This is a genomic window from Bacillus timonensis, assembly GCF_000285535.1.
Classification (GTDB): Bacteria; Bacillota; Bacilli; order Bacillales; family Bacillaceae_L; genus Ferdinandcohnia; species Ferdinandcohnia timonensis.
The window spans coordinates 971,930-995,120 of the sequence record NZ_HE610986.1 but is presented as its reverse complement, the minus strand read 5'-3'; the positions used below and the strand labels follow the sequence as shown (position 1 = coordinate 995,120).

Here is a 23,191-nt window from a genome sequence, read left to right as displayed (position 1 = left end):
ATAATCAAGGGGTCTTGCCCCTTTTAAATAGAACACGGTTTTTGGAGGGTATGTATGGCTATTACGATTAAGGATGTTGCTAAAGAGGCTAATGTATCGCCTTCTACTGTCTCAAGGGTCATTGCAAATAACCCTCGAATTAGTGAAGAAACAAAAATACGCGTACGAGAAGCGATGGAAAAACTAGGGTATCACCCTAATTTTACAGCTCGTAGCTTAGCGGTGAAAAGTACGAATACAATTGGGATAGTGACACCTTTCTCAGCATCCCATGTGCTCCAAGACCCCTTTTTCCCAGAAGTGATTAGAGGGATCAGCGTACAAGCGCGGGAGCATAAGTACGGCATCTATCTATCAACTGCTGGGACTGAAGATGAAATCTTTCAGGAAGTTGTTGGGATGGTTCAAGGTCGACGTGTCGATGGCTTGATTTTACTCTATTCTCGGACTGATGATCGTCTGATTAAATATTTACAAGAAATCGATTTTCCGTTTACCGTAATCGGTCGACCCGCCCTTGGGGCAGAACGCATCACACATGTCGACAATGACAATATATACATTACAAAGGTCGTCACAGACCATTTAATTGATTTAGGTCATACCAAAATTGCGTTTGTCGGTTTTGACGGTGACTTTGTCTTTATGTTGGACCGGATGGAGGGGTACAAACAAGCGCTTCGTGAAGCAGGCATTCCTTTTAATGAAGACTACATTATCCATAAAAGCACGCTTAGTGTAGGAAAAGAAGCTATCGAGTCTTTTATAAAATTGGTTGAACCTCCTTCTGCATTAGTGTGTACGGATGACTTCATTGCGATTGAACTAATGAGTCATTTAGAAGAAATGAATATTCGAGTCCCAGAGGATGTTTCGATTGCTAGCTTCAACAATGTGCTCCTTGCCGAATACTCAAAGCCTCCCCTCACCTCAGTGGATATTGATATATTTCAGCTTGGAATGGAAGGTGCAAGCTGCTTACTAGAAAAAGTGAAAAATCCGAATGTACTACCGAAACGAATTACGATACCGGCTAAGTTAATTGAACGAAAGTCGTGTGTACGGATTAAGTAAGAATGGTAGGTAATGGTAGTTACTTTTACTGGAGCACTCTACGATTTGCGCGTATACTAGAATATTAGTTGAAAAATTTCTTATTTATAGTAAATTTTTGAGTAGAAACGAAAGAAGAAAAGAGGATACAAAAATGAAACAAGTATGGTGGAAGGAAGCCGTCGCTTATCAGATTTATCCAAGAAGCTTTATGGATTCTAATGGTGATGGAATTGGTGATTTACAAGGCATCATTTCGAAATTGGACTATGTAAGAGACCTTGGGATTGATGTCATTTGGATTTGCCCTGTCTACAAATCACCAAATGATGATAATGGGTATGATATCAGTGATTATCAGGATATTATGGCTGACTTTGGAACGATGGCCGATTTTGATGCGCTTTTAGAGGAGACACATAAGCGTGGAATGAAGCTGATAGTTGACTTGGTTATCAACCATACAAGTGACGAGCATCCTTGGTTTATCGAATCTCGTTCTTCAAAAGATAATCCAAAGCGTGATTGGTATATTTGGTGTGACGGAAAAGACGGAAAAGCTCCAAATAACTGGGAAAGTATTTTTAGTGGTCCTGCTTGGGAACTCGATGAGGAAACGGGCCAATACTATATGCATATATTCTCAAGAAAACAGCCTGATTTGAATTGGGAAAACAAAGAGGTTCGTAGTGAATTGTATCAAATGATCAACTGGTGGTTAGACAAAGGAATTGACGGTTTCCGTGTTGATGCCATCAGCCATATTAAAAAGCTTCCAGGCTTCCCTGATATGCCAAATCCAAATGGCTTAAAATATGTTCCATCCTTTGATGGTCATATGAATCGCCCAGGAATTCAAGAATTTTTACGGGAATTAAAAGAAGAAACGTTTGCAAAATACGATATAATGACCGTTGGCGAGGCAAATGGTGTCAGCGCAGATGACGCCGATGAATGGGTTAGCGAGGAAAATGGAAAGTTTAATATGGTATTCCAGTTTGAACATTTAGGTCTTTGGGATGAAGCGAAACAAGAACTTGATGTCATTGGACTCAAAAAAGTCCTTACGAGATGGCAAAAGGGCTTAGAAAATATGGGTTGGAATGCATTGTTCATTGAAAATCATGACCAGACTCGCGTTGTTTCCAAGTGGGGAAATGATAAAGAGTTTTGGAAGGAAAGTGCAACAGCCCTTGGCACGATGTATTTCTTTATGCAAGGGACTCCATTTATTTATCAAGGTCAAGAGCTTGGGATGACCAATGTTGAGTTCCAGACAATTGATGAATATAACGACGTTGCAACGAAAAATCTTTATAGAGAAAAGCGCAGTGAAGGAGTCTCTCACGAATCCATTATGGAGACTATTTGGGCAACAAGTCGTGATAACTCCCGTACTCCAATGCAATGGTCTAGTGCAGAAAATGCTGGTTTTACAACAGGCAAGCCTTGGATGGGAGTAAATCCAAACTTTGTGGAAATCAACGTTGAGAAGCAATTGGCTGATGAGGATTCTGTACTCCATTTTTATAAAAAAATGATTGCTCTGAAAAAGAATCATAAGGTATTCACGTATGGTGTTTATGATTTGTTACTAGAGGAAAATCCGCAACTTTATGTATATACACGAACACTTGGTGAGGAAAAAGTGATTGTTGTAACGAACTTGTCTGGTGCGAATGCGGCTTGCAATGTACCAAATCAAGAATTTAAGCATGATGCGTTGATGCTGACAAATTATCAAGTTGAAGCCCACGATGCTTCAGATACAATTGAATTACGCCCGTATGAAGCGAGAGTATACCGCTTGGCGTAAGTTTGAGTAGAGACCCCTATGTCTGGTTGAGACATAGGGGTTATTAACGTTATTTCTTTTCTGACTCCCCTACTTCATTCCCAGATGTGTACTCATAGCTTGCTTCATAGCCAGATTCTCTTGCCTTTGGGCCCTTAGCAACCTTGTATTGGCTATGATTTGATTGGCCGACAAGGTTTTTCTTAGTAGACATCTAGCAGCCCTCCCTTACTAACGTTTGTTTAAGTTTTCCTGTGCCATTCGAATCATTTCTTTGACCATATTACCACCGATATTTCCGCCTACTTTACCTGCTTGCTTGGATGTGAGGTTTCCGTTGTAATCGTTCGTAAGCGGAATCCCTAATTCTTTTGCTACTTCATATTTTACATTGTCAGGGTTGGCTGGATCTGTCTTATAACCTTGTTTCCGCATCACGTTTGCTTTTAGCTGATCAAGTTCTTCTCTTGCTTCCGGTATTAGTGGTCGACGTTTTCTTCGAGCCATTCGGAACTCTCCTTTCATATTCATTTTTTATAGTATTCCCTTGAATAAAAACTAGAATTTCGGTAAAACTTGGTAGTAACAATGTTTTTTAAAAAAATTTCACGTGAAAATCAGGTTTTTGGTTTTAAATGCTTGTTTTTTGGCTAATCTAGTGATGTAATAGCTTATACCACCAGTTTAATAGGATATTTTAGCTTTAAATCTTGCGAACCTATGAAAAAAGTGGTAAAAAGAATATGTGTTTATTTGGAGAGGAGAATTTAACAATGAACAAAACAGAACTAATCAGTGCAGTTGCTGAAAGTGCAGAACTATCTAAAAAGGATGCAACAAAAGCTGTTGACGCAGTATTTGAAGCTGTTCAAAATGCATTAAGTAGCGGAGATAAAGTACAATTAATCGGATTCGGTAACTTCGAAGTTCGTGAACGTGCAGCTCGTAAAGGCCGTAACCCACAAACTGGTGAAGAAATCGAAATCGCAGCTAGCAAAGTACCTGCATTCAAACCAGGTAAAGCTCTTAAAGACGCAGTTGCTGGTAAGTAATTTACATAAACTCTGCGTAAATGCCCCTCAGAGACGATCTGAGGGGTTTTTTCGTACTTTGAGGTCTAAGTGTGCAACCGGTTGTAAAAGGCCCTTATACGTAGTGCTAGATTGTTAAAATGAGAGTTTGACGCACCCCCTTTGCTCGTGGGAAAATAGAAGTATCGATTGAAAAGGTAGTGAAGGGATGCAAAAGAAAATCAATTGTTTAAAATGCAAACACTTTTATACCACATGGGATCCGAAGTTTCCTCGCGGCTGTCGTGCCTTTAATTTTAAAACGCAAGCCATTCCTTCAATTACGGTGTTTAAATCCTCGGGGACGGATTGTATGAAGTTTGAGGAAAAACAAATGAGAAACCAACAACGGCCTTCCTACAACGTAGATATTCGAGCATAGGAGTGACTTTAGTGAATATATCTTTGAACAAGATTTTAGATAAAATGCAGCAAGAATTGCAGTCGGCAAAGAGTGAAGGTAGCGAACAAAAGATTAGAGAGCGGTTAATGGCAATTCGAACTCTATGTGACCTCGTCCTGGATGAAGCGCCGGTTGAGGTAAAACGAGTTGCGTCTGTGCCAGTGCAGCCATTCCCACAGAGTGTGCAGCCGATTCCAAAGATGCAACAACAACCGACAACTATTCAAAACACAACGAAATTAGAAGAAGACGATGCTAATGGAGACTCTTTATTTGATTTTTAACTAGAGAGTCTCCTTTTTTTGTATTTTACTGGTTATGTCCCAAATATTGAAAGTTGTGTCCCATATCATTGCATTCATGTCCCATAAAATCATGTGAATGTCCTAAATATAGAGTGTAGTGTCCCGTAAATTCGGAATCATGTCCTATATCTTCAAAGAGAAAAATGAGCCCAAGCTAAAAACACCCCCAACGGCACCTAGCCTTGGGGGTGTTTGAGGTTCTGGAGAAGGATTTCTCTTTTTTTATAGTGTTGATGCGCAGTTTCGATAGTGCAGCGCTCAAATTGAATCGTTCCACCCGGTGGCAGCTGGGCAATTTTATACATATCGACGGAAATGACGGTCGCGATTCGCGGATAGCCCCCGGTTGTCTGCCGGTCCGCTAACAGGATGATAGGTTCGCCGTTACTTGGTACCTGGATTCCACCAAGCGGGATGGCATCAGATGCAATCTCGGCTTTTTCTTTATGCTGTAATGGTTTTGTTCCTCTTAATCGATAGCCCATTCGATCCCCTTGGACGGCTTGAAAACAATCTGTGAAAAATTGTTCGTTTGCTTCTTCTGTAAAGTAATCTTCATGGGGACCTGGAATGGTCCGAACGATTACGTCTTTTGCAAAACGTGGGATTAGATGACGAGAAAGACCGATTTTTTTCTGATTCGTTCGTACGTGGCCGTAAATAGTGTCACCTTCTTTGACTTCCGTTCCAAAGTTTGCCTTTGCGTAGAATGATTTACTTCCAAGGATAGTCTCAATCTGAAAACTTCCAGCAACCGCTAAATATGCGCGGGTACCGGTCACTGGTTTCCCAAACGTAATCAAATCCCCTTTTTTCACGACAAAAGATTTCCATAATGGTGCTTTGTTTCCGTTCACGGTCATGCTTAAGTCGGCCCCACAAACAGCAATTGTCATTTCATCTGCTTCTACTCGTACTTTCGGTCCTAGCATAGTAATTTCGAGCACAGCCTCTCCCCTCGGATTACCGACAAGAATATTCGCAAGCTGGCTCGAAAATGAGTCCATTACCCCACTGGTGACAACGCCAAATTGTTGGTAGCCATACCGGCCTAAGTCCTGAAAGGTGGTATAGAGTCCTTTTTTAAGTACGGTAAAAAGTGGTTGTCCCATTTTCATCACCTAATTGCCTTAATTTGAATGCCTTCATTGCTTAGTGCCTGTCTTAATTCTTGTACGAATTTGAGGGCATGTTCATTGTCGCCGTGAACGCAGATGGATTGAGCTTTGATTGGAATGATTTCGCTAGTTGTTGTTTGGACGGTTTGTTCTTTTACCATTTGCAGGACTTGTTTAATAGCATCACCACTGTTGTGAATAATAGCGTTTGGTTGAGTCCTCGGAGTTAATGTGCCGTCAGATTGATAGGTTCGGTCGGCGAATACTTCAGAAATAGTTTTTAGTCCATGTATTTCTCCGGCTTCTATCAGCTTGCTACCGGAAAGTCCATATAATGCTAGTGTTGGGTCAAAATGAGCGATTGCCCTTGCAATGGCCTCTCCAAGGCTTGTGTCGACAGCAGCCATATTATAAAGGGCTCCATGTGGCTTTACGTGTGAGAGCTTCACATCATGAGCCTGGCAAAAGGCAGAAATTGCGCCGATTTGGTATAGAATGAGATCATAGATTTCGGACGGTGATACAGCCATCGCCCTCCTGCCAAACCCAATTAGGTCCTGGAAGCCGGGGTGTGCGCCGATGGCAACACCGTATTTTTTCGCAAGCTGGACGGTTTGATTCATGACGCGTGGGTCCCCTGCGTGAAACCCGCAAGCAATATTTGCGCTTGAAATAAAGGAGAGAATCTGCTCGTCATTCCCGATTGAGTAAGCACCAAAGCTTTCACCTAAGTCACAGTTTAAATCAATACTTTTCAATTTCTTTCACCTCGACCTTATATACATTATCTTTTACTAGATTTTCAATTTCTCTATATTCTTCAGTTGAGACTGGCATAAATCGCAAGAAGTCCCCTGCTTTAAGTAAAAAAGGTTCACTACTTGCTGGAGTGAACAAGGGTACCGGGGTTCGTCCGATAAGATTCCAGCCTCCCGGCGACTCAAGAGGGTATATCCCTGTTTGGTCACCGCCGATGCCCACCGACCCCTTTGGTACTTTTAATCGTGGATTTGAAAGACGTGGTGTTGTAAGCTTTTTTGGCAATCCTTTTAAATATGGAAAGCCCGGTAAAAAGCCAATCATATAAATGAGATAGTCGACACTACTATGTATGGAAATGACCTCTTCAGTTGATAGTCCATTCCTACGCGCTACATTTTCTAGATCCTCACCATCATAACAAGTTGGAATGAAAATAACCTTTTTTGAAGAGGACGTTCCTTCTGCCAGCCTTTTTTGGCAAATCTCAAAAACATGTAACGAAAGATTTTTATAGGAAGTAAGATTTGGATTATAGTAAACGGTGATGGATTGAAAAGCCGGGACAAGTTCGATAACCCCTTGTATCTTCCTTTTTTCAATTTGTTTTGTGGTTTGTTGGATTTGGCTCTGCAAGGTTTCAGAAATGGGCGCTTTGAAAAAAATCTGCAAGGCCATGTCTCCAACTGGTAAAATATCAAAGTCCATAACATATCACCTCTTACTACTATCTTATAATGAATATGGTAAAATAAAATAGGAATTTTCAAAAAGGATGGGAACGAAAATGAAACTATTTTTAATATTGGGTGCGATTAACGCATTTTTGGCGGTTGCGCTTGGTGCGTTTGGAGCGCATGGATTAGAAGGTAAAATTACGGAGAAATATTTAAAAACCTGGAACACAGCGGTTCAATATCAAATGTTTCATGCAATTGGCTTGTTTGTTGTGGCATTTTTAGCAGACAAGTTCTCACAAGTAAGTCTCATTACGATAGCCGGCTGGAGCTTGTTCGTTGGGATCATTTTATTCTCAGGAAGCTTGTACGTTTTAAGTGTATCTGGAATTAAAATCCTGGGTGCTATTACACCACTTGGTGGTGTAGCCTTTTTACTTGGCTGGGTCTTATTGATGGTGGCTGCAATTAAACATGTATAGCATGCAAAAAGGAGCGTCCCGTGGACACTCCTTTCTTGTTTATCTAGGTGGATAAGATACGAGGCCTTGGCCTCCGCCACCCAATGGATATTGATATTCGATTTCTTCATCAAATGTTACATATTGTAAGTAAACCATTAACAGTAAGTAGCGCATGCCTGTTTGTGGATCACTCAAAATAAGGTGGTCACGTCCTGCGGCTTCAATTAAACCTTTGAATACCTTTTGTTGGTTGGTATTATCAAAGCCCATGTATACAGTCGCTAGCTTTCCTTTGTTCAAACGAAGAATGTTTTCGATATAAGATTCTTCAAGTGGAAGCATACCTGGTACATTTTGCGTCATTCCACCCGTTTGAGCGAAAGTAGGCGTTTGTGGTACCTGAAAGCCTGCTTGTTGCTGCTGATACGGATTGGTAAATCCGAATTGGCGTGGATCATAGTAGCCTCCAAACTGTTCATAGCTCTGTGGGTTATACCCGTAAGCAGCATAGGGATTTTGCATTTGTTGATTGTCATTACTCAATGTAAGCCCTCCTCAGATTATGTTTTTAATCTCTTTCTAAAACGGTGAATGTTTAGAATACGTCAGGACAATCCTCTCGTGTAGGTTGGTAGAAGCAGTGTGCTTTAAACCTTCCTACGTTCCACTGGTTAAACCATTGTGCCGGACAGTTTCCTGACGGTTCAAAAAACCATAAGGAAAACCTAGCAGGGTGGAATCTTTCCCCCTTTAGTACCCTTCGTGCAAGTGCAATCTCAGTTGGTCGAGCAGCCTGGTAGAAATAGCCTTTTTGGGTTGCTTCAAAGCCACCGGGACTTTGAAAGACCATTTTTCGAATGGAGTTAATATCTTTAAAGTCCAAGCAACGCGATCTCGTGCGGTTTACCCCAACATTACCGACTAATAGCATGCCTTGCTTACCTTCGCCTTCAGCCTCAGCACGCAACAGTCTTGCTAACAACTTTACATCTGCCTCAGTATGCGGAACTACTGCCATCTTCTCACCTCACTTACTAAAGAAGACAAATGGTAAAAGCCTCTTTACTAACTTATTGTAGAGGTGAAAAATGGGTTCCTACTTTTCGATTATTTTATGGGAATGTTGACTAGGACGTTTTATGAGATTCATCATTGAATTGTATGAGCGAGGAAAAAGGATTATGAATATGGATGAAAAAAAAGAGAGGGAGCCCTCTCTTTTCTTAGTTGTCTAGATCAAGGCGCTATCGGCTCTCTGGTCTAGCCAATCTTCTGTCAGCGCTTGTCTTATGCTTGTCGCCTAAGGCCGCGCGCCTTCCGCTTTTCTTAGTTAATGTGTAAAAATTGTGGGATTTTTTCTTCTGTTAAAATGTTTCCTACGAAGAATGCTCCGAATTCGCCGTAACGAGCACTCACTTCATCAAAACGCATTTCATAGACAAGCTTTTTGAATTGAAGCACATCGTCAGAGAATAGTGTTACGCCCCATTCGTAATCATCAAAACCAACAGAGCCTGTAATGATTTGTTTGACGATGCCTGCATATTGACGGCCAATCATACCATGGCTACGCATAAGTTCTTTTCGCTCTTCCATTGAAAGCATATACCAGTTGTCATTGCCTTCACGACGCTTGTCCATTGGATAGAAGCACACATATTTGTTCTTTGGTAGAGTTGGATATAAGCGTCCACGTACGTAAGGATTTTGATATGGATCCTCTTTGCTTTCCCCTGCCACGTAGTTACTTAATTCAACAACGGATACATATGAATATGTAGGGATTGTGTATTCAGCAAGTTTCGTTTTATTGAATTCGTTTTCGATTTCGTTCAATTCTTCCATAGTTGGACGAAGGATCATCATCATGAAATCAGCCTTTTGACCAACAATTGTGTATAATGCATGACTTCCTTGCTGCTCTGTTTGTGTCTTGTTCCATTTTTCCACTAGACCAAGAAATTCATGAATTGCTGCTTGACGCTCATCACTTGAAAGAGTTTTCCAAGATGTCCAATCAATTGAGCGAAAATCATGAAGGCAATACCAACCATCAAGCGTTTGTGCTGCTTCAGCCATTGCTATCACTCCTTGTATTTCATATAAATATGTATATTCAACCACTACTATATCATAGTTTTCCCTACAGCCAAGTGATTAAACCCAAGGCAATTTTGTGAACAAAAGGGAGGATGAGTAATTTGTCAGGTTGTTGGGAAAATTGAAGATAGTGTCATAATACTGTCACAGGATTTTTGAGGCATTTTGGTTTTCATTTTGTAAAAAAAGCCGTATCCTTATGGTTGGCAGTTTTGCAGGGGTAATGATGCCCATCTTACATAAAACGCATTTCTATTGATGTGCAAGGAGGATTTTACATGAGCGATTTATTTACTCAATTAAAAGAAAAGGTATCTGGAAAAGACATGAAAATTGTGTTTCCAGAAGGATTAGATGAGCGTATTTTAACAGCGGTCAGCCGTTTAGCGAGTGAAAAAGTACTTGTACCAGTTGTAATTGGAGAAAAGTCAGCGGTTGAAAGTAAAGCAAATGAACTAGGTGTTTCACTAGAAGGTGTAGAAATCTATGATGCTGATTCATACCCAGAATTTGAACAGCTTGTTGCTTCTTTTGTAGAACGACGCAAAGGAAAAGCGACTGAAGAGGATGCCCGTAAGATTCTAAAAGATGAAAACTATTTTGGAACAATGCTTGTTTATACTGGCAAGGCACATGGATTAGTGAGCGGAGCAGCTCATTCAACTGCAGATACAGTTCGCCCTGCACTTCAAATTATTAAAACAAAGCAAGGTGTAAAAAAGACTTCTGGTGTGTTCATTATGGTTCGCGAAGATGAGAAGTATGTCTTTGCTGATTGCGCAATCAATATTGCACCAGACAGCCAGGACTTAGCGGAGATTGCCATTGAGAGTGCTAATACTGCAGATATGTTTGATATTGAGCCAAGAGTGGCAATGTTAAGCTTCTCAACAAAGGGTTCTGCAAAGTCTCCTGAAACAGAAAAGGTAGTAGAAGCGGTTAAGCTTGCAAAAGAAATGAATCCAGCTTTAGTGTTGGACGGAGAGTTCCAATTTGATGCGGCATTTGTTCCATCTGTTGCAAAGAAAAAAGCTCCCGATTCCATCATCAAAGGTGACGCGAATGTATTTGTATTCCCTAGCCTTGAAGCGGGTAATATCGGATATAAAATCGCACAACGCCTAGGAAACTTTGAGGCAGTTGGACCTATTTTACAAGGCTTAAATCAGCCAGTAAACGATCTCTCACGCGGATGTAACGCAGAGGATGTATATAAGCTTGCTTTAATTACAGCAGCACAAGCATTGTAATCATGAGAAATGGCCATGTCGGGAACATGGCCATTTTTTAGTGTATTTAAGGTATTGGCAGTAAATTAGGATTAGTGACAGTATTTCTAAAAAAAGTGGCAGTAAATCTTCAACCTCGGGCCTAGACCCCAATTATTATATTCCCCAATCCATTTTTAATACTTTTTTAAGCAGCTCAACTTGTTCTTCTCCGATTTTTTCTGCGATTTGCTTCTCAATTGTTACTTTTAATGACTCATTTTTCTCATAGCATTCGACTCCTAGCGGGGTAAGTTCAATGCATTTTTCCTTTTTGTTATGTTCAGCATTCATTACATTGACTAGCCCTTTTGCTCTCAAGTTTTTAATGAATTTATGAGTAGCCTGTCTTGAAATGTCTACGTTCTTTGATACATACGCAATTGTTGGTTGCTTTTTATAGATGCGTGACATGATGTACCATTCAGAGTTTGAAATGGGGATTGTACTTGTTTCGTTCCATAACGTTTCAGCCAAGCTTCGTAGTTGATTATGTCTTTCACTCAATGAGTCTAGTAAATCTAAATGTTTTAGATTTTGGTTCATAGTTTCACTTCCAGATTTGTAATCGCAATAACTATACAAAATGCGTCTTCTATTGTCAACTAAGTTGACGTTTTGTGAAATTTGGTGTATGATGAATATAGTCAACTAAGTTGACAATCCATTGAATAGGAGCATGGTATATGTTTAACAAAGGGGATCTTGTGATTTATTCAAATATGGGAATTTGCCAAATAGATGATATATGTGAGAAAACATTTTCTGGAGTAACACGAAATTATTATATTATGCACCCAATCGAGGATAGCACGTTAACGATTCAAAACCCAGTAGATAATGATCGGATTTTGATGCAAGGAATCATTGGTAAAAGGGAATCTGAGGAGATTTTAGAGTCGTTTAAGTTACCGGGAATTCAGTGGATTGACAATGGATCGGAACGTCACAAAACCTATTCTGCAATAGTTTCATCTGGGGATAGGGAGGAAGTATCAAAAGTTCTTAATACATTGTTATGTAAAAAACAAGAACTTGAAATGAACGATAAAAAATTATCGGAACATGACCGTAGACTGCTTCTTTACATTCAAAAAATATTGTTTAAAGAGCTGGCCATCACTTTGGATACGACGGTTGAGGCTATTACGAAAAAAATTAATCGAATGGTTACCTATAAAATGAACAAAACCTCACGTCATGAGGTAGCAAATTACGTAAATTAAAGGTAAAATAGGGACGGTATTGGAACCAGGCATTGCCTGGTTTTTTTGGAATTTACATCTTTTCGTACTTTTATACAATAGGAGCATGGTTATGACCGAAAGTCTTTTACATCAGCCAAGCTGGAGGATTATTGATCAGTCGAGTCTTGGTTATCAATTTGATGCATTACAGTCGTTTGCGATAGATGATACGCTTTGTGCGTTTGTGGGAAAAGGGGAATCACCAGCTACAGCACGGACGTGGGTCCATCATCAAACGATAGTCTTAGGCATTCAAGATACAAAATTACCCTTTCTAGATGAAGGCGTTGAGTACCTTGAGTCAATGGGCTATCGAGTCATTGTAAGAAACTCAGGTGGACTAGCAGTGGTACTCGATGAGGGAGTACTGAACCTATCACTTATTTTTCCCGAGACGGAAAAAGGGATAGATATCAATCGCGGCTATGATACAATGCTTGAGCTCATTCGAAACATGTTTGAGGGATATGAGGTCGACATCGTGGCGCAAGAGGTTGTCGGCTCGTATTGTCCAGGAAGCTATGATTTAAGCATAAACGGGAAAAAATTTGCGGGGATTTCCCAGCGTCGACTTCGTAAAGGTGTCGCTGTGCAAGTCTATTTAGGTGTGACTGGAAGCGGGTCAGAGCGAGCAGAACTTATTCGCCGATTTTACGAAGTGGGATTACAAGGTGCCGAAACGAAATTCGTTTATCCAGATGTAAAACCAGAAACAATGGCTTCATTGGCAGAATTGATTGACCCAAACCTAACCGTACAAACCGTCATGCTACTACTACTTCAAACACTAAAAAACAAAGGCGACCATATCTTCGCTTCACAACTAACCAAAGAAGAAATGCCACTATTTGAACAAAACCTAGCACGTGTGCATGACCGAAATGAAAAGGCATTATAAGGATTCAGGGACCACGGGGGGACCACGGGGACGGTTCTCCTGGCTCCAATTGTCAGAAAAATAGGGGCACTATCCGAGTTTTCTTCACAAACCCGGGTGGTGCCCTTCTTTTGTGGTGGACCTGAAATGCACTGTTTCTTCATTATTTGTACTTACATTGAACTAGTGGACACTTCTGTCTCATAAAAATTGCACCTTACTATCCAACTTCGAAAGTACCACTTATTACCTCATCTTTGAAACCTTTGCATTGTTCAATACGTCATATATTACGGGGCTTTCCAAAAATTACAAATAAGACATGATATTTCTGGTTTGCCTCTTTATTACAAAAGAGTAGTCGGACAAGGGGGGGCTTTGGTTGCTTAAAAAAGTAAAAGTGTTAAGTGGGCGAGATGTGGTTTCTATTCTCTACTTCGGCTTTGTTGTCCTGGGAATAGCCTATTTTTTAGGAGATGGGGATGTTTCAAACTTTTTTACTACATTAAAAACAATGCTCCCTGTTTCCGACAGTTTGGATACAATAAAACAATTTATTGGTCATGTACAAGCGGAGGGTAGTCTTGGTCAAACGAGGAACAAGGAGCCGTATGAAGAGCTCGTTCTTGAATATTTTCCAAGAAGTTTATCAGCGATTGCAACTTCCTTTTTGTTAGCGGTTACGTTAGGAATCATCAAGGGGATTTTTGATTATCGAAATCGTTCTACATACTTGAACTTTTTAGGAACTGGAGTAACCTCTTTCCTTAATTCTCTACCAGACTTTTTTATGATTATAGTGTTGCAATGGATTATCCTCATCCATTTTCAATTTATTGACTTCTTTGGCCATGACAAATGGTTTAATTTCCTTTTACCTGGGTTTCTCGTGTCACTTTACCCAATGATGTATTTTGCTAGAATCACCTTCACAGCCTTAGCAAAGGAAGATGGAGAAATGTACATCCAGTATGCACGCGCGAAGGGGCTCCCCGGAAGGTTTGTCATTCATAAGCATATTTTAAAAAAATGCTTTCGCTCAATCTTCCAGCATCTTGGCGTCGTCATGACGTATGTGGTTTCAAATCTATTCATCGTCGAATGGTTGATGGAGTATAAGGGTGCGGCTTGGCGGATGATGGTGTCAATCAAACGGCTAGATTTAAAAAAACCTGAGAATCAGCCGTTTGCGCAATTTCCGGAAATAGGGTTAATTGTAGAGATTTCATTCTGCTTTGTCATGCTTCTATTCATTACTCAAATCATATCTGTGGTTTTGCAAAATAAATACGATGTTGAGAAACGCAATATTTGGAAACAGATAACCAAAGTGATTTTTCAGTATTTTATTATTTGGTTCTTTGTCCTTTTCATTATTTCGTACTTAAAGCCAGGTCATTAGGGAGGAGGGGTGTTAATGAAAAATTGGTCGCTATGGACAGGTCTCGTTCTATTTGGATTGATGTTATTTATCAGTTTTGTTGGACCACATTTACCATTTATTGAGCACACTCCTCCCGAGCATAGAATGAGGTTTTACGAAGGTGGTGAAATCGGAAGAGCTCCTTTTCCACCTTCTAAAAAGGATCCTCTCGGGACTGACCGCGAAGCTAGGGATATTTTAAGTATGCTTATCCTCGGTGCCAAGGACACGCTAAAAATCATTGTGTTAATCACCTTGATTCGGTATTTGATAGCAATACCAATGGCATTTTTGGCTTCCACGAAAAAAGGAATTGCCTATTTGGTGTCGAATGGTTGGTACTCTTTGTTTGGAAGTATTCCAACGATTATTGCCGCGATATTATTATTGGAAATAGTCCCGGTTGAGGACATTGATAATGGAGTTTACTGGAAGGTTCTTCTACTTGCACTCATTGAGGTTGGGCGAGTCAGTTATATTTTTGCCCATGAAATGTATGAGGTTTCTCAAAAAGAGTTTGTGCAAGCGAGTGTGACAGTGGGAAGTACTCCGTTTCAATTATCAGTCATGCACTATCTGCCCATGGTTTCGCAAAGCTTAGTTGTGCAGTTTTTTAATGATTTAGCCCGTGTAACATTACTTCTTGGGCAGCTTGCTTTGTTTCAATACTTTATTGAGCATGCGATTGACTATATACCTGGAGGAGGGGTCTTCCAGGACGAATCTGGCTATTTTTCAGAAACTGGACTTTTTGACTGGCCTGGATTATTGTCTGCTGCACGTTTTGAGGTTATGAAAGCAGTGTGGATTCCGTTGTTCCCAGCGATTGCTCTTACATTGCTTTTGCTAACATTCCAATTGTTAAGCGAAGGGTTTAGGAAGTTATTTGAAAGACGTATATCGAGTGGGAAAAGTAGGGGTGTGCTTAGTATTGTTGAACGGGTAGGAGAAGTGTTTATAGCTAGCAAAAAGGTGGGAGCTATGACACTAGTTGTGTTTGTGGTTATAGTTGGTGTGGTTAGTATAAATGGCATTGAAAAGAAAGCAACAGATGTAGCAGATCCTGTTGAGGATGAGGTTCCGGAGATTGAACTTCCTGACTTTGTTGTAGATGGAAGGTATGAAAGTGTCGATGGAAAGTTTGTGCCTACAACAGTAGCGACAACACATAAGGGTGGCCATTATGACGAGCTTTCATTTCTCGAGCAACACATGACAAAAATCTCAGACCGGGAATATGAAACAGATAGTCTCATACTATTTTGCAGGTCGATAGGTGCGGAGCGCTGTGAACAACCGAAAATCACATTTAAGGAACCTGTACCTTCAGTTGAAGAGGCATTTGCATTACTTCAGGAGCATTTGCCGGTAGATTTCACAGTAAACGAGGAAAAACAAACGGACAGTGGGTATATCTATAATCTTTCTAGCAATCTCATGGAGGAAAGTTATTCCGTTGTAGCACCAATGGATATAGGGAAAATAGCGCTCACCTTCCAAAAGACACTAGAAAATAAAATAGATGAAGTAAGAATTGAAATAGGCCATAGGTAAAAAAACGAAAACCCCCGTATTGTCTTTAGAAAAACAGACAACTGGGGGTTATTTTCATAAGGAGGCTTTTATTCAGCCAGTTTCTCCAAATTACCATTACGGTCCATTTTAAAAGAAGTAGCTGGGCGTTCTTCCTCTTCAAATAAGACTAGTTTTCTTGCACGGTTCATGATTTTCATTAAGGTTTCGTAGTCTTCCTGGATGTTTTGTGAGCTTTGTTCAAGCTGGGCAATTTTCTTTTCTAGTTCTTCATTTTTGCGAAGTATCTCATTCTTTTCTTTTTTCAATCTCTCATTCTCGGATTTCAAAGTTTCAATTCCGAGACTTGAATTGCTCATGGATTGAAGAAAAGAAATGACAGAATCAATCGTCATCGTAGGTCTAACAGAAGAATACTGTGGTATCCTAACCTCTTGACGAACGGTTGTAGATTCAGATGGGAAGAGCGGTAACTCTTCTGCAAATTCTTCAAGACTTGGAGTTGGTGGTGTATACAAAAGTTGCTTTTTCACTGGTTGATTTTTACCGAGTGCACGCTGACGTTGTTTGCGGTGCTTTTTTGCGAGTTGTAAGTCCTTTTCATAGTCATGGCGAACAACTGCGTTCCAACGGAATCCACAAGCAGCAGACGTGCGGTTTAATCTGTCACCAACTTCCTCAAATGCGTTTAATTGTGTGCTTCCTTCTCTAACGTGTTTTAATACAGTTTCAGCTAATAAGAGGTCATTTTCCTCTGTCCAAGCGTCTTGTCTTTCTTTCATATTTATTCATCTCCCAATATACATGTTTAAATTTGCGTTAGGTTATTACATATATTGGTCAATAGATTCAAACTTTATACCAAAATCATAAAAGGATAATAGATTTATTTACGTTAAAACTATTTCAATATCGCAAACTCGTACTTGTGGAGATTTTTTGAAAATTATTCCTTTCCCTTGCAAAGCAATTCTGGAGGGGGTAAAATACCCTGTAGTGATTTTTACTAATAGGAATCGGTAATATACTTAAAATTATATAAAAAAAGATATAGATTATTTCAAGAAGGGATTGTACGCAATATGGCAAACGAGTTTCGCATTTGTGATGATTGCCAAGCAACCAATATTAAAACTTTAGTGCCACGCTTAAAAGAAGTCGATGGTGAGGCGACAATTGAAATTGGCTGCCAATCTTACTGTGGCCCAGGAAGAAAAAAATCATTCGCTTTTGTCAACAATCGTCCAGTATCAGCTCCAACAGAAGATGAATTAATTGAAAAGGTTGAAAAGAAGTTGAAAAAGGACTAATATCGCCTTTCTCTCAAAAAGAGAAAAGGTGATTTTTTATTGTCTCCAAGCAGGAGTTTCCAAATCATTCCTCGAAACTTTCATTCATGTCGAAAAATTTTCCAACCGTTGATACGACGTAGTTAAAACAGATTTATGGAGAATTTTAGGTTTTTTTGTCAAAGATAAATAGATATAATAATAGCATGCCAGTATGGAAGAGGTTGAATACATGACAAATTCCAATGGGAAATTGAGTGAAGAAAAGGTTTTTAAAGACCCTGTACATAGTTATGTACATGTCCAGGATCGAGTGATTTGGGAACTCGTCGCTACATCAGAATTTCAAAGACTTCGTCGAATCCGCCAATTAGGAACAACCTATATTACCTTTCACGGGGCGGAGCATAGTCGTTTTAATCATTCGTTAGGCGTCTATGAAATTGTTCGAAGAATTATCGATGATGTGTTTCGGGAAAAACCATTTTTAAATGAAGACGAACGTTTATTGTGCTTATGTGCAGCACTCCTACACGATCTAGGCCACGGACCATTTTCACATTCATTTGAAAAAGTATTCCATTTTGATCATGAAGAATTTACACAAGCAATTATTGTCGGCGACACGGAAGTAAATTCTGTGCTAAAACAAGTCGGAAATGACTTTCCGAAAAAGGTAGCCGAAGTGATTGCGAAAACGTATAAAAATAAATTAGTTGTCAGTCTCATCTCCAGTCAAATTGATGCCGACCGTATGGACTATCTGTTGCGTGATGCGTATTATACAGGCGTTAGTTATGGAAATTTTGACATGGAGCGGATTTTGCGTGTCATGAGGCCCCAGGAAGACCAGGTTGTTTTTAAAAGCAGTGGAATGCATGCGGTTGAAGACTATATCATGAGCCGTTACCAAATGTATTGGCAGGTATATTTCCACCCTGTTACGCGGAGCTCAGAGGTTATTTTAACGAAAATCCTCCATCGCGCAAAACAGTTATACAAGGAGAATTATTCGTTTCAAACGGAACCTGTCCATTTTGTTTCCATTTTTGAAGATAAGTTGACATTGAAGGACTATGTGAAACTTGATGAATCGATTATTTTCTTCTATTTTCAAGTTTGGCAGGACGAGGACGATGCGATTTTAAGCGACCTTTGTCGTCGTTTCCTTAATCGTAATTTGTTTAAATATGTCGAGTTCGACCCAAGTGAGCAAATGATGAAAATGATGGAGCTTAGAACGCTTTTTGAGGAAGCAGGGATTGACCCAAATTATTATTTAGTGGTCGATTCATCATCTGATTTACCTTATGATTTTTATCGGCCAGGTGAAGAAGAGGAACGACTTCCAATTAACCTATTAATGCCAAATGGAGAGATTCGTGAGTTATCCAGGCAGTCTGAAATTGTAGATGCGATTTCGGGTAAAAGGCGAACAGACCATAAGCTTTATTTTCCACAAGATATGATAGAAAAACTACCAGATGCAAATAACGAGAAACAGAAAATAAAAGAAGTATTGGGTATATAAAGTTTGGTGAGGAGATGAAGGGGTTTTGTTAACAGAACATGCAAAAGTAATGAAGGCATTCGCTGCTGCAGGGGAAATTACAGGCCGGAAAAAGCTGCAAAAAATGATTTATATCGCCAAAAAGGTGGACTATCCGTTTTACGAAAAGTACAACTTCCATTTTTACGGACCATACTCAGAGGAGCTTACATTACGTATTGAGGAGCTTTGTAATCTTGGGTTTTTAGATGAGGTAAAAGAGAAAAAGGGCGGATATTACCAGTATCGCTACTCACTTACTGAAAAAGGTGAGCAGTTTTTAAGTCATTACCAGTTGGACATGCCTCCACTAGATGATTGCATGCAAGCTTTGAATAGCCAAAGTGCACGCTTTTTAGAGCTTGTGTCCACCGTTTTATACTTTGATGGACTTGAAAAAGAAGAAGTAAAAGAAAAGGTATTTACCTTAAAAGCAAAACAACGCTACACAGATGAAGAAGTGGAAGAGGCTTATCAGTACATCGATTCACTTCGCAATCTCGTAAAGCATTAAAAGAAACTCGGCAGGATTGTCTGCCGAGTTTTTTGTTTTTAGTGAGGTAAAAAAGCAAGTTGGTAGAAAAACAGTACTGCGAACAGATAAACGAGCGGATGAACTTCTCTCCATTTCCCTCTGACAACCTTCATAAGCGGGTATGAGATAAAACCTAATGCAATACCTGTAGCAATACTTGATGTAAGTGGCATGCTTAAGATGATTAAGAATGCAGGAAAGGCTTCATCAATTTCATTCCATCTAATATCCTTAATACTTCCCATCATTAAGGATCCAACAATAATTAATGTTGGTGCGGTAATTGCTGCAATCCCAGATACAGCACTCACTAATGGTCCAAAAAAGGCGGCTAGAATAAAAAGAATGGATACTGTTACTGAGGTAAGACCCGTTCGGCCACCAGCAGCAACACCTGTTGAAGACTCAATATACGCACTCGTTGGACTTGTCCCAAACATCGCTCCAACCGTTGTACCTATTGAGTCAGCAAGTAATGCTTGTCTTGCACGCGGCATGACATTTCCTTTCATAAGCCCTGCTTGCTCAGCAACCCCAATCATCGTTCCGGTAGTATCAAATATCGTAACAAGTAAAAAGGAGAAGACAACAGCGTACAGCCCGTATTGAATCACATCACCTATTGCAGTCAATGGATTCGCGATGATTAAACCTTCAGGAAGAGAAGGCGTATTAACGAATCCCTCTTTAAACTCAAGTTGACCTGTGAGATAAGCGATAATGCCTGTAATGATCATTCCGAAAAATAACGCACCATTAATATTACGTGCCAAGAGAATGAGAGTGATTGCTAACCCAACAAGTGCTAAAAGTACAGATGGTGAATGGAGATTACCAAGTGTCACTAAATTTGTTGGGTGTGCAGTAATAATTCCCGTAAGACGCAAGCCAATAAATGCAATAAATAAACCAATTCCAGCGGTAATCCCATGCTTTAAGTTTGGTGGAATCGCCTCAATTAATTTTTCACGAAACGGTGTTAACGATAAAATGACAAAGATGATTCCAGCCACAAATACTGCGGCGAATGCAGTCTCGTATGTGATGTTTTCATTTGCACCAACAACGGAATAGGCAAAAAAGGCATTTAACCCCATTCCTGGAGCAATGGCAATTGGATAATTTGCAAAAAGCGCCATCCAAAGCGTTCCAACAACCGTTGCGATAATGGTTGCTAAAAATACTTGCTGAAAGGGAACACCCGCATCTGATAGAATAACTGGGTTCACAACGACAACATACACCATTGTTAGAAAGGTTGTAATCCCTGCAAGTACTTCCTTTTTTACATTCGTATTAAGCTCTGATAATTTAAACATAGTTTGCGTACCTCCAAAAGGCGAACGATTTAAAAATCCTTTTCTATAATATTCGTTTTTGTTTTCGGCTGCAAGTTAAATTTATTTTCGGTTAGTTTCCCCTTAATTGGGTGTATATTGGGGTGGAAAATTGTGGGTATTATATTCAATGCGAAAATGTATCATACGAGTTATTTTAAATGTGGTCAAAACTAGTATTAGAAAAGCCTAAATCGTTCATTCTAAATTATAAAATTTTTAGGAGGAGACATTAAAAGGCGCAAAACTTATGATTCAGAATGGTGGGCTGGGGAACCACCCAAATGAATGAACTGAAAAAAGCTAAAAAGTGAAATGTTTTTTCTATAGTAAAACCCGTGGCATATTCACCACGGGTTTCACACATTCTACTCTTGGTCGCTTAAACGTTTGCCACCGACTGCATAATGATTTTTTGTCATTTCCTCAATGAAAACTACAATTTTCTCATCTGGTGCACCTGTTGTTTCGGAAACAGCAGCTGTTACTTTTTCAACGAGCGCCTTTTTTTGTTCTTCAGTGCGTCCTTCTAGCATTTTTACTGTTACGTATGGCACAATTAATCTCTCCAATCTATGAATTTCTTAAGCTTTAAAGGATGTTCAAAAATTCGGGTGAATATGACACATCGAATTTCTCGTTGGCTTGCTTTTTCATTCCTCGGAAAAGGAAAACACTTTTCCTTCGTGCGATGCCGATTCTTAGAAGCATTAGCTTGTGCTCACGTATTAACTTCATACGTTCCGCAAACTCAAAACTGCGCCGCCTTGAACTTTCGACGCACAGGACGAGCTAGTGTCGACAATTCCACAGGACTTGGCGTTTTGTCGACGTGGTCCTCTTCTACCTTCTTTTTGAACAATGGTTTAAATGTATTGTATACTGAAAATAATAACTTTTCTAGAAAAAGGGGAAATTTGGTGGAACAATTAAGTGGTTTTTTAGCATTTGATTTAACTTTAATACCGTATGTGGTTATCACATTGTTGGTTGCGTTTACGGTGCACGAATTTGCGCATGCCTATGTGGCATATAAGTTTGGTGATGATACAGCGAAACGACAAGGAAGATTGACGTTAAACCCAATCGCGCATTTAGATCCATTTGGTACGATTCTTATTTTCCTAGCAGGATTTGGATGGGCGCGCCCTGTCCCTGTGAATCGATTTCATTTTAAAAAGCCAAGGCTTGCCGGGATTCTTGTTTCGGTAGCAGGACCACTTAGTAACCTACTTGTAGCAGCACTAGCTTTGCTCATTTATATCATCCTTATTCGTGTTGGTGTATTTGCTGCAATGCCAGGAAATTTGGGTGAAGGTTTTGAAACGTTCTTCAACTTATTTGTTCGGCTTAACATTGTGCTTTTCATTTTTAACTTATTGCCGTTTCCGCCGCTAGATGGGTATCGTATCATTGAAGACCTTGTACCAGCAAGGGTTCGACCAAAACTTACCCAGTATGAGGGACTTGGAATTGTGCTCTTTTTAGTATTGGTCATTACACCCCTCGGGGATCGGTTTTTATACCCTTTCCTTTATAATGGGGTTTATTCGATTACGGGAGTGTTGGTTGCGATTTTTAGGCCAATCCTGCAATTATAAAATCGGCCATTGATGTGGTAAAATGATTAGTAATGTAGAAAAGGGAAAGGTGGATTTATGGTGGATCAAAATAAGAAAAAAGTTGCCTTTAATATCATTAAAAACGATCCAACAGATGGTCATAAGGGATATGGGATTGGGGCGCTCAGCCTTGAAAACATTTCACCTGTTTTCGTTGATATAGAAGCTGAAGATGTGTTCGTTGATGTCGGTGCGATGCACGCAAGAAGTGTCGTTGAAAAAGGAATTAAATTTCTTCCGAATAAAGAGGATGTACCTAACGGAAAACCGTATTGGCTTGTTTGGGTAACGATTGACCGCAGGGAAGAAGGACCTTATTATGCGGGTGTGACAGCTTGTGAAATGACGGTTGACCGCTCGATTCGCCGTGGCTATAAATCCTTACCAGAGCATGTCAACAAAATGGACAAATCGTTAAAGCGTCATATTATGGTCGACTTTATGGACGACAAATCAAAAAAACTACTAGCCGATTTCTTAATCAATCACAATAAGGAAATTTGGGATAATTCAAGTGATGAGCTAAAAAGAGGATTAAACGTAGAGTAAAAAACGTTCTAATTGTGACATTTTGGTGAACAAAGCAAGGAAAGCTTGAGCTTTTTTAATAAAATAAAGTACACTAAATTTACAATGTACACACATTGAAACTAGGACATAGAAACCCCCAGGACCTACACAGCCTGGGGGTTTCGCTTTTTTATTGTAATCTTCTCAAACGCGACAAAAATCAACTCAACTTGCATGCGAAGTCAAATCAAGCATGC

At 39.8% G+C, this 23,191-nt stretch carries 27 protein-coding genes; 15 read left to right on the top strand and 12 right to left on the bottom strand.

The window, feature by feature from the left end:
• The first annotated feature begins 54 nt into the window (after positions 1-54).
• Positions 55-1,074: a LacI family DNA-binding transcriptional regulator gene (locus BTHG_RS13545; RefSeq protein ID WP_010677270.1), complete on the top strand. Its 1,020-nt coding sequence runs from the start codon at positions 55-57 to the stop codon at positions 1,072-1,074.
• Positions 1,075-1,207: 133 nt separating this feature from the next.
• Entirely contained in the window at positions 1,208-2,869 is a 1,662-nt protein-coding gene (locus BTHG_RS13540; protein ID WP_010677269.1) for a glycoside hydrolase family 13 protein, read from the top strand.
• A gap of 49 nt (positions 2,870-2,918) precedes the next feature.
• On the opposite strand, the gene BTHG_RS26840 is transcribed toward BTHG_RS13540, so the two are convergent.
• The gene (locus BTHG_RS26840) at positions 2,919-3,062 is read right to left on the bottom strand and encodes a hypothetical protein (RefSeq protein ID WP_157256210.1); all 144 of its coding nucleotides are present in this window, start codon (positions 3,060-3,062) and stop codon (positions 2,919-2,921) included.
• Positions 3,063-3,079: 17 nt separating this feature from the next.
• Complete coding sequence (locus BTHG_RS13530) at positions 3,080-3,355, bottom strand: alpha/beta-type small acid-soluble spore protein (protein ID WP_010677268.1); 276 nt, start codon at positions 3,353-3,355, stop codon at positions 3,080-3,082.
• Positions 3,356-3,621: 266 nt separating this feature from the next.
• Between BTHG_RS13530 and BTHG_RS13525 the strand changes: the two genes are divergently transcribed.
• Both BTHG_RS13525 and BTHG_RS13515 read left to right on the top strand, forming a co-directional pair.
• The gene (locus tag BTHG_RS13525; RefSeq protein ID WP_010677267.1) at positions 3,622-3,900 is read left to right on the top strand and encodes an HU family DNA-binding protein; all 279 of its coding nucleotides are present in this window, start codon (positions 3,622-3,624) and stop codon (positions 3,898-3,900) included.
• Positions 3,901-4,311: 411 nt separating this feature from the next.
• Positions 4,312-4,605: a YwdI family protein gene (locus BTHG_RS13515; protein ID WP_010677266.1), complete on the top strand. Its 294-nt coding sequence runs from the start codon at positions 4,312-4,314 to the stop codon at positions 4,603-4,605.
• A gap of 197 nt (positions 4,606-4,802) precedes the next feature.
• Here BTHG_RS13515 and BTHG_RS13510 read toward each other — a convergent pair whose 3' ends face one another.
• The 3 genes from BTHG_RS13510 to pxpB are packed head-to-tail and all read right to left on the bottom strand — an operon-like array spanning position 4,803 to position 7,211.
• On the bottom strand, positions 4,803-5,738 hold the full coding sequence (locus BTHG_RS13510) for a 5-oxoprolinase subunit C family protein (RefSeq protein ID WP_010677265.1): 936 nt from the start codon (positions 5,736-5,738) through the stop codon (positions 4,803-4,805).
• A 5-nt stretch (positions 5,739-5,743) separates the two neighbouring features.
• Positions 5,744-6,502, bottom strand: coding sequence for a 5-oxoprolinase subunit PxpA (locus BTHG_RS13505; RefSeq protein ID WP_010677264.1), 759 nt, complete (start codon positions 6,500-6,502; stop codon positions 5,744-5,746).
• On the bottom strand, positions 6,489-7,211 hold the full coding sequence (gene pxpB / locus BTHG_RS13500) for a 5-oxoprolinase subunit PxpB (protein WP_010677263.1): 723 nt from the start codon (positions 7,209-7,211) through the stop codon (positions 6,489-6,491). Before pxpB ends, BTHG_RS13505 begins: the two co-directional genes overlap by 14 nt.
• Before the next feature lie 79 nt (positions 7,212-7,290).
• Between pxpB and BTHG_RS13495 the strand changes: the two genes are divergently transcribed.
• Entirely contained in the window at positions 7,291-7,662 is a 372-nt protein-coding gene (locus tag BTHG_RS13495) for a DUF423 domain-containing protein (protein WP_010677262.1), read from the top strand.
• Between the two features lie 39 nt (positions 7,663-7,701).
• Here BTHG_RS13495 and gerQ read toward each other — a convergent pair whose 3' ends face one another.
• The 3 genes from gerQ to hemQ all read right to left on the bottom strand — a co-directional run bounded on the left by gerQ (position 7,702) and on the right by hemQ (position 9,723).
• On the bottom strand, positions 7,702-8,187 hold the full coding sequence (gerQ, locus tag BTHG_RS13490; protein WP_010677261.1) for a spore coat protein GerQ: 486 nt from the start codon (positions 8,185-8,187) through the stop codon (positions 7,702-7,704).
• 52 nt (positions 8,188-8,239) lie between these two features.
• Positions 8,240-8,662, bottom strand: a complete 423-nt coding sequence (locus BTHG_RS13485) for a cell wall hydrolase (RefSeq protein ID WP_010677260.1) — start codon at positions 8,660-8,662, stop codon at positions 8,240-8,242.
• A gap of 308 nt (positions 8,663-8,970) precedes the next feature.
• Entirely contained in the window at positions 8,971-9,723 is a 753-nt protein-coding gene (gene hemQ, locus BTHG_RS13480) for a hydrogen peroxide-dependent heme synthase (protein WP_010677259.1), read from the bottom strand.
• Between the two features lie 299 nt (positions 9,724-10,022).
• Between hemQ and pta the strand changes: the two genes are divergently transcribed.
• Positions 10,023-10,994, top strand: coding sequence for a phosphate acetyltransferase (gene pta / locus BTHG_RS13475; protein WP_010677258.1), 972 nt, complete (start codon positions 10,023-10,025; stop codon positions 10,992-10,994).
• A gap of 135 nt (positions 10,995-11,129) precedes the next feature.
• On the opposite strand, the gene BTHG_RS13470 is transcribed toward pta, so the two are convergent.
• Positions 11,130-11,558, bottom strand: a complete 429-nt coding sequence (locus BTHG_RS13470) for a MarR family winged helix-turn-helix transcriptional regulator (protein ID WP_010677257.1) — start codon at positions 11,556-11,558, stop codon at positions 11,130-11,132.
• A gap of 140 nt (positions 11,559-11,698) precedes the next feature.
• On the opposite strand from BTHG_RS13470, the gene BTHG_RS13465 reads away from it, so the two are divergent.
• The 4 genes from BTHG_RS13465 to BTHG_RS13450 all read left to right on the top strand — a co-directional run bounded on the left by BTHG_RS13465 (position 11,699) and on the right by BTHG_RS13450 (position 16,113).
• A complete protein-coding gene (locus BTHG_RS13465; RefSeq protein WP_010677256.1) occupies positions 11,699-12,238 on the top strand; it encodes a CarD family transcriptional regulator in 540 nt (179 codons plus the stop codon).
• Positions 12,239-12,323: 85 nt separating this feature from the next.
• Entirely contained in the window at positions 12,324-13,157 is an 834-nt protein-coding gene (locus BTHG_RS13460) for a lipoate--protein ligase family protein (protein WP_187370785.1), read from the top strand.
• A gap of 361 nt (positions 13,158-13,518) precedes the next feature.
• Positions 13,519-14,538, top strand: a complete 1,020-nt coding sequence (locus tag BTHG_RS24990) for an ABC transporter permease subunit (protein WP_010677254.1) — start codon at positions 13,519-13,521, stop codon at positions 14,536-14,538.
• A gap of 15 nt (positions 14,539-14,553) precedes the next feature.
• Complete coding sequence (locus tag BTHG_RS13450) at positions 14,554-16,113, top strand: ABC transporter permease subunit (RefSeq protein WP_010677253.1); 1,560 nt, start codon at positions 14,554-14,556, stop codon at positions 16,111-16,113.
• 68 nt (positions 16,114-16,181) lie between these two features.
• Here BTHG_RS13450 and BTHG_RS13445 read toward each other — a convergent pair whose 3' ends face one another.
• Positions 16,182-16,874 (bottom strand): RsfA family transcriptional regulator, encoded by a 693-nt coding sequence (locus BTHG_RS13445; protein ID WP_010677252.1) that lies wholly within the window; start codon positions 16,872-16,874, stop codon positions 16,182-16,184.
• A gap of 300 nt (positions 16,875-17,174) precedes the next feature.
• Here BTHG_RS13445 and BTHG_RS13440 point away from each other — a divergent pair, with 300 nt between their 5' ends.
• The 3 genes from BTHG_RS13440 (at position 17,175) to BTHG_RS13430 (ending at position 19,444) form a co-directional block, all read left to right on the top strand.
• The gene (locus BTHG_RS13440; protein WP_010677251.1) at positions 17,175-17,402 is read left to right on the top strand and encodes a DUF1450 domain-containing protein; all 228 of its coding nucleotides are present in this window, start codon (positions 17,175-17,177) and stop codon (positions 17,400-17,402) included.
• 211 nt (positions 17,403-17,613) lie between these two features.
• Positions 17,614-18,912, top strand: coding sequence for an HD domain-containing protein (locus BTHG_RS13435; protein WP_010677250.1), 1,299 nt, complete (start codon positions 17,614-17,616; stop codon positions 18,910-18,912).
• A gap of 25 nt (positions 18,913-18,937) precedes the next feature.
• The gene (locus BTHG_RS13430) at positions 18,938-19,444 is read left to right on the top strand and encodes a YwgA family protein (protein ID WP_010677249.1); all 507 of its coding nucleotides are present in this window, start codon (positions 18,938-18,940) and stop codon (positions 19,442-19,444) included.
• Positions 19,445-19,482: 38 nt separating this feature from the next.
• On the opposite strand, the gene BTHG_RS13425 is transcribed toward BTHG_RS13430, so the two are convergent.
• Both BTHG_RS13425 and BTHG_RS13420 read right to left on the bottom strand, forming a co-directional pair.
• A complete protein-coding gene (locus BTHG_RS13425) occupies positions 19,483-20,784 on the bottom strand; it encodes an NCS2 family permease (RefSeq protein WP_010677248.1) in 1,302 nt (433 codons plus the stop codon).
• A 386-nt stretch (positions 20,785-21,170) separates the two neighbouring features.
• Positions 21,171-21,359: a 2-hydroxymuconate tautomerase gene (locus tag BTHG_RS13420; RefSeq protein ID WP_010677247.1), complete on the bottom strand. Its 189-nt coding sequence runs from the start codon at positions 21,357-21,359 to the stop codon at positions 21,171-21,173.
• A 363-nt stretch (positions 21,360-21,722) separates the two neighbouring features.
• Here BTHG_RS13420 and BTHG_RS13415 point away from each other — a divergent pair, with 363 nt between their 5' ends.
• Positions 21,723-22,403: a site-2 protease family protein gene (locus tag BTHG_RS13415; RefSeq protein WP_010677246.1), complete on the top strand. Its 681-nt coding sequence runs from the start codon at positions 21,723-21,725 to the stop codon at positions 22,401-22,403.
• A gap of 57 nt (positions 22,404-22,460) precedes the next feature.
• Entirely contained in the window at positions 22,461-22,973 is a 513-nt protein-coding gene (locus BTHG_RS13410) for a YwhD family protein (protein WP_026021814.1), read from the top strand.
• Positions 22,974-23,191: the final 218 nt, after the last annotated feature.

Bases quoted from the DNA above. Each gene is read 5' to 3' on its own strand.
- BTHG_RS13545 (WP_010677270.1), top strand. From the start codon at position 55: ATGGCTATTACGATTAAGGATGTTGCTAAAGAGGCTAATGTATCGCCT.
- BTHG_RS13540 (WP_010677269.1), top strand. From the start codon at position 1,208: ATGAAACAAGTATGGTGGAAGGAAGCCGTCGCTTATCAGATTTATCCA.
- BTHG_RS26840 (WP_157256210.1), bottom strand. From the start codon at position 3,062: ATGTCTACTAAGAAAAACCTTGTCGGCCAATCAAATCATAGCCAATAC.
- BTHG_RS13530 (WP_010677268.1), bottom strand. From the start codon at position 3,355: ATGGCTCGAAGAAAACGTCGACCACTAATACCGGAAGCAAGAGAAGAA.
- BTHG_RS13525 (WP_010677267.1), top strand. From the start codon at position 3,622: ATGAACAAAACAGAACTAATCAGTGCAGTTGCTGAAAGTGCAGAACTA.
- BTHG_RS13510 (WP_010677265.1), bottom strand. From the start codon at position 5,738: ATGGGACAACCACTTTTTACCGTACTTAAAAAAGGACTCTATACCACC.
- pxpB (WP_010677263.1), bottom strand. From the start codon at position 7,211: ATGGACTTTGATATTTTACCAGTTGGAGACATGGCCTTGCAGATTTTT.
- BTHG_RS13495 (WP_010677262.1), top strand. From the start codon at position 7,291: ATGAAACTATTTTTAATATTGGGTGCGATTAACGCATTTTTGGCGGTT.
- BTHG_RS13485 (WP_010677260.1), bottom strand. From the start codon at position 8,662: ATGGCAGTAGTTCCGCATACTGAGGCAGATGTAAAGTTGTTAGCAAGA.
- hemQ (WP_010677259.1), bottom strand. From the start codon at position 9,723: ATGGCTGAAGCAGCACAAACGCTTGATGGTTGGTATTGCCTTCATGAT.
- pta (WP_010677258.1), top strand. From the start codon at position 10,023: ATGAGCGATTTATTTACTCAATTAAAAGAAAAGGTATCTGGAAAAGAC.
- BTHG_RS13470 (WP_010677257.1), bottom strand. From the start codon at position 11,558: ATGAACCAAAATCTAAAACATTTAGATTTACTAGACTCATTGAGTGAA.
- BTHG_RS13465 (WP_010677256.1), top strand. From the start codon at position 11,699: ATGTTTAACAAAGGGGATCTTGTGATTTATTCAAATATGGGAATTTGC.
- BTHG_RS13460 (WP_187370785.1), top strand. From the start codon at position 12,324: ATGGTTATGACCGAAAGTCTTTTACATCAGCCAAGCTGGAGGATTATT.
- BTHG_RS13450 (WP_010677253.1), top strand. From the start codon at position 14,554: ATGAAAAATTGGTCGCTATGGACAGGTCTCGTTCTATTTGGATTGATG.
- BTHG_RS13445 (WP_010677252.1), bottom strand. From the start codon at position 16,874: ATGAAAGAAAGACAAGACGCTTGGACAGAGGAAAATGACCTCTTATTA.
- BTHG_RS13440 (WP_010677251.1), top strand. From the start codon at position 17,175: ATGGCAAACGAGTTTCGCATTTGTGATGATTGCCAAGCAACCAATATT.
- BTHG_RS13435 (WP_010677250.1), top strand. From the start codon at position 17,614: ATGACAAATTCCAATGGGAAATTGAGTGAAGAAAAGGTTTTTAAAGAC.
- BTHG_RS13425 (WP_010677248.1), bottom strand. From the start codon at position 20,784: ATGTTTAAATTATCAGAGCTTAATACGAATGTAAAAAAGGAAGTACTT.
- BTHG_RS13410 (WP_026021814.1), top strand. From the start codon at position 22,461: ATGGTGGATCAAAATAAGAAAAAAGTTGCCTTTAATATCATTAAAAAC.